Source organism: Subtercola boreus (assembly GCF_003399625.1).
GTDB lineage: Bacteria > Actinomycetota > Actinomycetes > Actinomycetales > Microbacteriaceae > Subtercola > Subtercola boreus_C.
The window spans coordinates 1-10,070 of the sequence record NZ_NBXA01000058.1; the positions used below are offsets into that span (position 1 = coordinate 1).

A 10,070-nucleotide genomic window follows, 5' to 3' on the forward strand; every position below is an offset into this window, starting at 1 on the left:
GCCCTTCCGGGCCACCGCCACGACGTCATCACGGAACTCTTTCGGATATGCCTTTGCCATAACTGACATCCTTCCAGCGAGAATCAAATCTCACAGATCAGATGACAACCGAACTCTGGGCAGACCCAGACGGCTCCCGGCTCAGCGTGTTCCTGGCCGAGGAGAAGCCGCTGATGCACCCACTGCCCGCGGCGCCGTTCGAGATCAGCACCTGGGCCTATAAACGTAAGGTGAACAAGAACGCCCACGTGGTGTGGGCGAGGAATTTCTACTCCGTTCCTTTCAGCCACATCGGCGCCAGCGTTGATCTTCGTATCACGGAGGCAATGCTGGAGGTGTACCGGGGCGACGAACGTCTGACCAGCCACCTCCTGCTGCCAGCCACGACCGCTAACCAGTATCAGACGAACGACGCCGACCTTCCCGAGGGACGCAGCTTCCAGGCCTGGGACCGGGCCCGGATCAAGGAGTGGGCGGCCAGGATTGGACCAGCCACGGTGACGGTTGTGGGGAAGATCTTCGAGGCCGCCAGTATCGAGGAAGCGGGCTACGACCCCGCGTTGGCCGTGCTGCGGTTATCCCGCCGATTTTCGCCGGCCCGGGTCGAAGCGGCCTGCGCGCTGGCTTTGCGCGGGCCGATCCGTTCACCGCGTTATGCGCACCTGCGACCGATCCTTGACACCGGGCAAGACAAAACCGGCCACGCCCCCGACGAGCCAGAGGGCGACGGTGGCGGCTACGTCCGCGGCGGCGCGTACTACGCAGGAGGTGCCCGTTGAGCGCCCTGGACGCAGAGACCAAACGCAAACTCCGAGAAATGAACGCCGGCGAGCTGCTCGAAGCGATCAACACCCAGGACGAGATCCTCAGCATTAGTTTGTCGTTCGAGGAACGCGTCCGGTTGGTCGTCGATGACGCGTACTCGGCCTTCACCCACTCGAAAGTCACCGGCCTGATCCGGCGGGCAGGGCTGCGGTACCCGAACGCGGACCTGCGCCGCGTAGACCTGCTCGATGAACGTGGCCTCAGTCGGGAGGTCTTGACCCAGCTCGGTACCTGCTCGTTCGTGACCCGGCAGCAGAACGTCGTATTCCAAGGCTTCACCGGGTCGGGCAAGTCCTACCTGGGCTGCGCGATCGCTAAACGCGCCTGCGAACACCGGATCCGAGCACACTACGTCCGCATGCCCGACCTCGAAGAAGCCTGGGTCGCCGCGCAAGACGCCACCGGCGGCAGCGGCAAGTTCCTCCGGAAATACGCCTCGTTCACACTGCTCGTCATCGACGAGTGGCTCTTGGACCGCCCCACAGAATCGATGCGGGGCATGCTGCTCGAGCTTATGGAACGCCGCTACGGCGAAACGTCGACAGTGTTCTGCACCCAATACCAGCAGAAAGACTGGCACCAACGCCTCGGCTCCGGCGTCCACGCCGACGCGATCATGGACCGCATCATCCACAACACCATCACCGTCGAGACCGGCACCTACAACATGCGCGAACACACCGCCCACGCCATCATTTGATATCCCGCCGGGCAGCACCAGTGGTGCCGAAACCGCGCCACCACTGGTGCTGACCCGCACAATCAGTGGTGCCCAACCACACGATCAGGTGGTGCTCAAAGCCTCAAATACTCACACCACGGGCAGTGAACATTTTCGCTCGTCTACAACAACGCCGTACCGACCAAGCTTATTCCCGCACAGCACAGCCAACTTGGTGCCGAAGTACAGGCTCGCGGTCGATCGGTTCCTCACGAAGTCCGAAGAGACTTGGCTAGGCGAGCAATCTACCTACGATGCAATGATTCAGATGTGGCGCTTCGCCGTCCTACCGAAAGGAATGCTGACAATGGCAGTCGAGATGGGTTTATGGCGGGCTGACGGTGACAAGTTAAGCCGAATTGTGCCAACCCCGATTGGGCTCGAGTCTCACCTCGAAAACTACATCGAGTCCGACCCAGCCATGCTTGGCGAGACATTACTCATCATTGGTAGACAGGTGCTTACCTCACACGGTGGATTCATCGATTTGCTCGCATTAGACGAAACAGCTGCGGTTCATGTGATCGAATTGAAGCGCGACAAGACTCCCCGGGACGTAACGGCTCAGGTGATTGACTATGGCTCTTGGGTCTCTACTCTGAGTCGAGCTGAAGTTCAAGCAATTTTTGAGGTCTACAGCCCCGGGGTTGCGCTCGAAGAGGCCTTCGCTGACCGGTTCAACGAGATTTTGCCCGATGAGGTCAATGCCGCCCAAATTTTTACCATCGTGGCTGCAAGCGTTGATTCTGCAACGGAGAGGATTGTTCGCTTCCTCAACGAGGGTTTCGGAGTCCCGATCAACGTCGTTTTCTTCCGCCATTTCACCGACCGAGGAGCCTCCTATCTGGCCCGAACCTGGCTTGTCGAACACGAAGGGTCGACCGCAGCAACCGTCTCGGCCTCACGTCAGATCAAGACCAGGGAAGTCTGGAACGGGACGGATTGGTATGTCTCGTTCGGAGACAGCCCGGAAGGCCGTCAGTGGTCCGACGGAATGAAATACGGTTTTGTATCGGGGGGTGGCGGTGAGTGGTTTTCACGCACGCTAAAAAACCTCACGCCGGGCGCCCGCGTCTTCGCATGCATCCCGAAGATCGGCTATGTCGGTGTCGGTGTGGTAACGGGCGACGCGCAGCGCTTCGATCAAACCCTGGTGATGCTCGAAGGGGTTGAGACCCCGCTAAAGAATCTGCCGCTCAACGGTCATTACCGGCACGCCGACGATGATGATGACACGATGGCCGAATGGGCGGTTACGGTCGAGTGGACTCATACCGTTCCCCGCGAGCAGGGCGTCTGGAAGACCGGCATGTTCGCGAACCAGAACACGGCAGCGAAGCTTCGTCAGCAGTTTACGATCGAGCAGGTCACCGCCGCGTTCGGTCTCGAAGACTGATCGAAAGCAAACGCCTCAGACCTCCCACGAAACTAGTTTAACGAGCACGCCTTTTCCGATTTGTTAGCGCTGAGACCCGACGTCGATCTACTCAGGGGTGGCGAGTGTTGTCTTGTGAACGCTCAATCACGTCCGTTTAGGGCGATGCGATCGAGTACTGATGGTGCTGCAGGATGTTCTGAATGGTCGCTGCCCGTGCTAGGTCGCCGGAGCCTTTCTGGTAGGAAAATAAGGACAGTCCGGCTGTGACCAGGGTGGCGGGCTGCCCTTGATAGCTGACGGTGTAGTTGGTTGGAGGCTCGTCGGTGGGATAGATCAGAACAGCGAGCGGCGCACCAAGGGCAGCAGCCGTGGTTAATGCCTGATAGACATGGGAATCTTTCGGTGTTCGACGCGGCACGGTGTACTTACACTCGAACGTAGCCACGACCTGCCCGTTCTCTTGCTGTAAAGCGCCGTCGGGGATCACGTTTGTTGCGGTGGACCCGTTTGTTAGAAGGAGCAAAGGGTGGGTCGATTTTGGAATGACGCTGAGCGGCCCAACACCGGAGAGAGCGGCCAATGCACGCCCGAGAAGCGTCTCGAGTAGAGGCCATGGCTCGATGGCGACTTCTAGGCCGATTGAACGGCCGGGGTCGCCGACTACTGAGTGATTACGCAATAGGGCCGCTGCGAGGTCCCAGGCAGGCCGATACTTTGCCCACTGTGCGGGAAGCACCCTTTGCGCGACTGTGGGACTCACGTGCGTGGGCACAGGGTGACCAGGAATCACGGCGGTCTGAAGCCGCCGCAACCGGGAGCTGAGGTCCGCACTGACGGCAGAACGGCTTAACTGTCCGGCGACAACGGATAGACCCCGGGTGAAGTCGTTTGAGCTTGACAGCTCGTCGCGGCTCACCGGGAAAAGCGACGGGTCCAGGATCGCTCCACGTACCCACTTGGAAATATTCAGGCGCCCGTTCGGTCGACGTGTAGAGAAATGACGGCGCTCGTAGACCTCGATAGGCCCAGATTGTCGAAGGGCACGCTCGAGCCTTCGAGCGAACTCGAGTGCCAGGGCCGCGGTCAGGTCATGCGGGCGGGGCGACGACCTCGAGCGCCGCGAACCGGTGACCGAAATGCGCGTCGTGGGTTCGAGCAGCTGCACGACCGAGTCGCTCCAATTGCCGTCGGATCCAACTTTCGGACTGACCTCGACAACGTCGCCGCTTGTGAGACGGAAAGAACCAACGAGGTTCCGGAAGGTCGCTGACCCGTCTCCAAGCGCGAGTTGACCCAGCCGTGGAGCGAGGTCTCTCTTCAAGACCTCTGATGCGGCGATGAGCTCCCCGCGGTACCGGTTGCTGACGCCTCGCGGGACGTTCTCAACGAACGCTAGGTCGTCCGCCATTAGTTCAGTTGCGCTTGCCGCAGCAACTCAGTGACCGCAGAACCGTCGCCGAGTGAAGAGAGTGTGCGTATGTGGATGCGATCGGCGGCGAACGTCCCGAGAGTTGTATCCGCTTTCTTCCACCACGCGACCGCCGACTCTCCACCGGCCGGCAGTTCTGCAGTGCCGGCGAGAAGCAGCGCCGCTAGCGACCCGTCGTCGTCCTGTAGTGAGAGCCGAAGAGTCTGCACAACGCGATGATCGAAGGCCGACGCGAGACGCTGCAGGGAATCCTCGACAGATTCTCCGCCGATATTCCAAAAGTTGCTCTGCCCAAGCCTGAAGTCGGTGCCAAGGATTTCGTCGATTCGATCATTCAGCGAGTGGAGCAGCTCAACCGCGAGGAGGCCGACGTGACCCGTCGACCAATCGATGAGTGGGTCATCCAGGTCCGCGGCACTGTCCGCTCCTAGATGAGCGGACAGCACTTCGTAATCGGGTCCCATTTCCACGATCGTGAAGCGTCGTCGAAGGGCGGCATCCAAGGGCGCCACAGACCTGTCGGAACTGTTCATCGCTGCCACGATCCACAGGTTCGAGGGCAACGTGAAGCGTGAATCCACTGTCGCAGCATCACCGCCAGCGAACTCTTTGGGAACCTTGATCCCGAGCTCTGAATAGGGCAGATCGATGAAGGCGTTGCCCCGCTTGTCCTTGTCGAGGAGAGCTAGAGCGTCTCCGAGGATGGCCGCCGCATTCCCGCGGTTGAACTCATCAAGGACTAGTAACGCTCGATTGCCCGTCATAGAGGCATAGTGCGCCAAGTTCACTAACGGACCGGTAGCCGCACGGACAGCGACACCGGTACCAGTCTCATTAGGCACCGGCAGCAAACCAATAACGAGGTTGTCGTAGGCGTAGCTCGGGTGGAGAACAACTGTCCGCGTCAGCCCAGCTGGCGCATCGTGGTCCGTTTCTGCCCAGGCCTCATGATTTAGGTCCGGGTCGAACGAGAACTCGTGCCCTGGTGACTCGATGTAACGCACCAGCTTCTCCAGCAGCACGGTCTTTCCGGTGCCCGGGGGACCGATCAACAGCAGAGAGGGGTTCTCCTCGAGCCGCTGCAGAGCGGCAGCAACATCGGGTTCGGTGAGCGCACTCCGACTGTCGAAGAAGCCCCACTTGAAAATTCGGTTCTCAGTCGCCGACGCTACCAGCTCCCGAATGCGCTCCGGCAGCAGGTCGACGCTGGCGAACTCGTAGCCAGAAACCGATCCCGCGATGTACGCACGAACGTGAAGCACGTTAGGTTCACCCTTGAGCTTCACTGCCACGAAGTAAGGCTGGATGCCGCTTTCTTGGAGGTTCGTCAACTCTGCTGTCGCCGCGTCGGGATCTTGAAGACGGCTGTCGCCCGGGATTGTCCCCGGACCTGTTGAGGTAGGGGACGAATCCATCTTCCAGGGGGCCGGTGCCGAGCTCATTGGCCAAGCGAGGTGTGGGCGGTCGGCCGACTGAAAGTCAATGAATCCGCCGCTCGAACCATCCGGCCACTTGTACTCGATAGTCGTCTTTTTGCCACCGATTTGGTCCGGCGGAAACAACTTGGTGAGCGCTTGGCGAAAGTCAGGGTCGCGAGGGAGCTGGATGTAGTCCTTGGTGTAGGTGTTATCCCCGCTCAGGCGGCCGTAAGTCGCTTTGTGAGCTGAGGTCCCGTAATAGATGACGAAAACCGCTTCGACTGGCTGGGCAACCATTGGCTACTTTCCCACGACGATCGCCTCAGGGGAGAGCCGTGACTCAACTGCTCGCTTGGACTGTGCCGCAAGGGAGCGATTGGTGGTGAAGCCTATGATTTCTGCGAAGCGGAACAATTCGCGCACCCCTTCTGTATCTCGGTTACTCATGACCCATTTGATGCCGCGGTCGCTAAGACCGGCGCAGATGTTCGCGAGTTCTTCCAAGTCGGGTAGCTCGAAGACTTTCGCGGTGTATTTATTGAACTTCGACGTCGGTTCTTTTTCGTCACTGTTCGTGAATACCGGGAGGTACGGCGGATCTAGATAAACGAAGTCGCCGGACTGGACTCGATCGAGCGCTGAACGGAAGTCGCCGTGATGAACATCCGCGATGCTCAGCGTGTTCTTCAGACCCTCGAGAGTCGTGTCATCGAAACTCTTGAAGGTTCGATCGCCCCAGGGGGCATTCATGGCACCCGTCTTCGAGTTCTCGCGCCACAAATGATTCCATGACGTGCCATTGAGATACAGGAACCGCGCAGCTCGTTCCACCAGACCTGACGGGTTGGAGCCCCGCACCTCGTAGTAGAAGGTCTTCGAGTCGTGCTCCAGGTACCAAGCAAACAGGGGGCGGAGTTCATCGTGATGGTCGCGGACGGCGATCCACGCGTTGACCAGGTGCTCATTCAGGTCGGTGAGGTGCGCTCTGCCCGCGATGCGGTCCTGCACGGCAAAGAACATCGCCCCGCCACCGAGGAAGGGCTCGTGATAGTTCGAGAACGACTCGGGTATGTAAGGGAGGATCTTGGGGAGCAAACGAGTCTTGCCGCCAGCCCAGCGGATGAAAGGCTTCACGGCTCGAGGAGTGGCTACGCGCGGCTGGTCGTCCAATAAATCGAGAATTGCGGCCTCCGTGCGTCGCAGACATTCAGTCCGTCCGTGTGAGATCCTATCTAACAAGGTGCCGCCGACACGGGCGCCTCGTATTCGGAAAGTAGGCCTAGTTGGACATCGAGCTGGTCTGGCCCAACAAAGACCAGACTCTGTATGCGTCAGGTGCGCTGGGCTACGAGTGGCTCACTGACGGGGATAAGCGGCGAAGCAAACCGCTGCGATCGTCAGTTTTGGACACTCAAGACAAAGGTTCCTCGCCGTTCGAGAACGTACTGGCTATTGGCGATGGCATGGACGTATTAGAAGTACTCACCGCAGACAAGGCCGCGATGGGGAGCGGTATTCGTCTGCTTTACATCGATCCGCCGTTCAACACAGGGAAGACCTTCCGCCAGTACGGAGACTCGCTCCAGCGTGCGGTGTGGCTGTCGATGATGCGGGATCGACTGCGGGCGGTGAAACCTCATCTCGCGCCCGATGCAAGCGTGTGGGTTCATCTTGACGACAGCGAAGTACACCGCGCACGCGCCATCATGGATGAAGTATTCGGCGAAGCAGCGTTTGTTGCCTCCGTCGTCTGGCAGAAGAAGATGTCCCGCGACTCTCGCGCAGCATTCTCCACCAACCACGACACCATCCTCGTTTACGCACCCGCGGGACCTCGCGTGTGGAAAACAAGTAGAAACCTGCTCGCGAAGGACGAAGGTCTGCTTCAGAACCGCGACGACGACCCGCGCGGTCCGTGGGCCGACGCTCCTTTCACAGCACCCGGATTCCGAGCTAATCAGCAGTACGACATCCTCACTCCAGCCGGTAACACATTGCGGCCGCCTCGTGGCCGCAGCTGGTACGCGACCCAGAGGACGTTCGATGACCTCCTGGCCGAGGACCGGATCTGGTTCCCGAAGAACGGTTCAGGGTCCCCGCGTCTCAAGCTGTTCGCACACCAGCTGCGCGGTCTTGTGCCGTTTTCAGTCTGGGGCGCAGCCGACACCGGTACCAACGACGATGCCAAACGCCACCTCCTCGAGCTCTTCCCGGACCGGGAAGTATTCGACACCCCAAAGCCTGAAAGCCTTCTAGAGCGAATAGTTCACATTGCGACCAACCCGGGGGACCTTGTAGTCGACCTTTTCGCCGGATCAGGTACGACCGCAGCGGTAGCACACAAGATGCGGCGCCGGTGGATTGCAGTTGAACGTTCCGCGCAGACAGTCATCGATTTCACCTATCCGCGGTTGCAGCGAGTCGTCCGAGGCGAAGACGACGGGGGAATCAGCAGACAGGTTGCTTGGGTAGGTGGTGGCTCATTCAAGGTGGTTCATGTCGCACCGCGGTTGGGTTCTCTAACAGGAAGGGCGCAGCCGGCTGCGCTGCAGCGTGCGCTGCAGGAGCAAGACGCGCGCGCGCCGCTAATCATTCGGCACGCCTAATAAGACGGATCAGTAAGAGGGCTAGGGCGGCTGGTCGGTATCCAAAGCCCACTCCCGTGTTAACGCCGACCGAAAATGGTACCACTGTTGCCGGGCGGGTTCTAGGTCTCGTCGCAACACTCCACCAGAATTCGGAGTGTGGACATTGTGGGACGACGTGGACGTAAGAGATGGCTCAGCGTTGAGGACGCGTACTGGAAGCTGATCCTCGCCGGGGTGGGCCCGATCGAGGCGGCGAGGCGGATTGGTATCGCTCGGACGACCGGGTTTCGTTGGCGTGCTGAACGCGGTGGTGTCGCACCGTTGCGGATGCTCGAAGCCGACCGGCACACCCGGTACCTGTCGAGCATCGAGCGGGAACGCCTCGCCGTGTTCAGACGAGAGGGCCTCTCGATGAGAGAGATCTCCAGACGGCTAGGCCGATCGCCGTCGACCATCAGCCGGGAGCTGCGCCGAAACATGCGCCGTCACGACCGCGGCAAATACGATGCTGTCCTCGCTCATGCCCGCTCCAGAGAGAAAGCGCGCCGCGACCGCGCCGGGCTCATAGGTAAAGACCCAGTGCTACGGGACCTCGTGCAGGAGAAGCTCACCCTGGACTGGAGCCCGGAACAGATCAGCTTCTGGCTCCGCGAAACCCACCCGCAGAAGACGTCCTGGCATGTCTGCCACGAAACGATCTATCAAGCCGTGTATTGGCCGCGGAATAGCGGATTGACGCGGAAGTTGACCACCCACCTTCGCACGGGCCGACCGTTGCGGAAGCGGCGACGGCGACCCGATGTGCGCGCGCCGCGGTTCATTGCGCCAGCGACGCTGATCGATCACAGGCCCGCTGTCGTCGAGGAACGATCCCGCCTGGGCGATTGGGAAGGCGACCTCATCATCGGGTCGAAGACGCGCTCCGCGATCGGCACGCTCGTCGACCGCAAAAGCGGGTACGTCTTACTACTGCACCTGCCCGACTCGCACTCCGCGCTCGACGTCAACGCGGCACTCACAGCGACGATGTCGCAGCTGCCTGCGCACTTAAGGCGCACGCTGACCTGGGACCAGGGTTCCGAGATGTCCAGCCACGACAAAATCGCCTCCCTCTTCAGCGACGGAGTCTTCTTCGCCCACCCCGGGAAGCCCTGGCAGCGCGGCTCCAACGAGAACATGAACGGACTGCTCAGGCAATACTTCCGCAAGCACAGCGACCTCAGCATTCACGGCGCCGACACCCTCAAAGTAATCGCCGCGAAGCTCAACGACCGACCACGAAAACGCCTCAACTGGCAAAGCCCCACCCAGCACTTCAACGCAGAGCTAGGATCACAGCAACAAACACGTGTTGCGACGACCGCTTGAATTCACCCCGATTGAAAACGGTGCCACGTGGTGTGTTTAGTTTGTCGTAGTGGTGAGGGTTTTGTGTCCTCGGAGCCGGTAGCTGGTGCCTTTGAGGCTGAGGACGTCGGCGTGGTGCACGACCCGGTCGATCATCGCTGAAGCGATCGTGGGGTCACCGAAGACATCACCCCACCGCCCGAAGGGCAGGTTGCTGGTGAGGATCAGGGAGGCGTATTCGTACCGGGACGACACGAGCTGGAAGAACAGGTTCGCTGCGTCCTGATCGAACGGGACGTAACCGACTTCGTCCACGATCAGCAGGCTGTAGCGCCGCAGCCGGCTGAGTTCGGTGGCGAGCTTG

General features: G+C 60.3%; 9 protein-coding genes. 5 read left to right on the plus strand and 4 right to left on the minus strand.

Annotation, left to right across the window (positions count from 1 at the left end; translation table 11 throughout):
* Window positions 1-101 precede the first annotated feature (101 nt).
* From B7R21_RS19085 to B7R21_RS19095, 3 genes are read left to right on the plus strand one after another with little or no spacing between them, the layout of a single operon-like run.
* Window positions 102-779 carry a Mu transposase domain-containing protein gene (locus B7R21_RS19085; protein ID WP_116284839.1) on the plus strand — a complete coding sequence of 226 codons (678 nt, stop codon included), beginning with the start codon at window positions 102-104 and terminating at the stop codon, window positions 777-779.
* Complete coding sequence (locus B7R21_RS19090; RefSeq protein WP_116284840.1) at window positions 776-1,525, plus strand: ATP-binding protein; 750 nt, start codon at window positions 776-778, stop codon at window positions 1,523-1,525. The genes B7R21_RS19085 and B7R21_RS19090 overlap by 4 nt, the downstream gene beginning before the upstream one ends.
* A gap of 46 nt (window positions 1,526-1,571) precedes the next feature.
* Complete coding sequence (locus B7R21_RS19095; RefSeq protein WP_253259917.1) at window positions 1,572-2,942, plus strand: endonuclease NucS domain-containing protein; 1,371 nt, start codon at window positions 1,572-1,574, stop codon at window positions 2,940-2,942.
* 136 nt (window positions 2,943-3,078) lie between these two features.
* Here B7R21_RS19095 and B7R21_RS19100 read toward each other — a convergent pair whose 3' ends face one another.
* From B7R21_RS19100 to B7R21_RS19110, 3 genes are read right to left on the minus strand one after another with little or no spacing between them, the layout of a single operon-like run.
* Window positions 3,079-4,332, minus strand: coding sequence for a 5-methylcytosine restriction system specificity protein McrC (locus tag B7R21_RS19100; protein ID WP_116284841.1), 1,254 nt, complete (start codon window positions 4,330-4,332; stop codon window positions 3,079-3,081).
* Window positions 4,332-6,068, minus strand: coding sequence for an AAA family ATPase (locus tag B7R21_RS19105; protein ID WP_116284842.1), 1,737 nt, complete (start codon window positions 6,066-6,068; stop codon window positions 4,332-4,334). Before B7R21_RS19105 ends, B7R21_RS19100 begins: the two co-directional genes overlap by 1 nt.
* Window positions 6,069-6,071: 3 nt before the next feature.
* Window positions 6,072-6,905 (minus strand): DNA adenine methylase, encoded by an 834-nt coding sequence (locus B7R21_RS19110; RefSeq protein WP_172592294.1) that lies wholly within the window; start codon window positions 6,903-6,905, stop codon window positions 6,072-6,074.
* A gap of 149 nt (window positions 6,906-7,054) precedes the next feature.
* Between B7R21_RS19110 and B7R21_RS19115 the strand changes: the two genes are divergently transcribed.
* Window positions 7,055-8,377 (plus strand): site-specific DNA-methyltransferase, encoded by a 1,323-nt coding sequence (locus B7R21_RS19115; protein ID WP_116284843.1) that lies wholly within the window; start codon window positions 7,055-7,057, stop codon window positions 8,375-8,377.
* 309 nt (window positions 8,378-8,686) lie between these two features.
* Entirely contained in the window at window positions 8,687-9,727 is a 1,041-nt protein-coding gene (locus B7R21_RS19120) for an IS30 family transposase (RefSeq protein WP_253259918.1), read from the plus strand.
* Between the two features lie 36 nt (window positions 9,728-9,763).
* Here B7R21_RS19120 and B7R21_RS19125 read toward each other — a convergent pair.
* A partial coding sequence (locus B7R21_RS19125; protein ID WP_172592295.1) for an ATP-binding protein occupies window positions 9,764-10,070 on the minus strand: 307 nt, incomplete at its 5' end.

Coding starts and splice junctions, on each gene's coding strand:
- B7R21_RS19085 (WP_116284839.1), top strand. CDS start 102: ATGACAACCGAACTCTGGGCAGACCCAGACGGCTCCCGGCTCAGCGTG.
- B7R21_RS19100 (WP_116284841.1), bottom strand. CDS start 4,332: ATGGCGGACGACCTAGCGTTCGTTGAGAACGTCCCGCGAGGCGTCAGC.
- B7R21_RS19105 (WP_116284842.1), bottom strand. CDS start 6,068: ATGGTTGCCCAGCCAGTCGAAGCGGTTTTCGTCATCTATTACGGGACC.
- B7R21_RS19120 (WP_253259918.1), top strand. CDS start 8,687: ATGCTCGAAGCCGACCGGCACACCCGGTACCTGTCGAGCATCGAGCGG.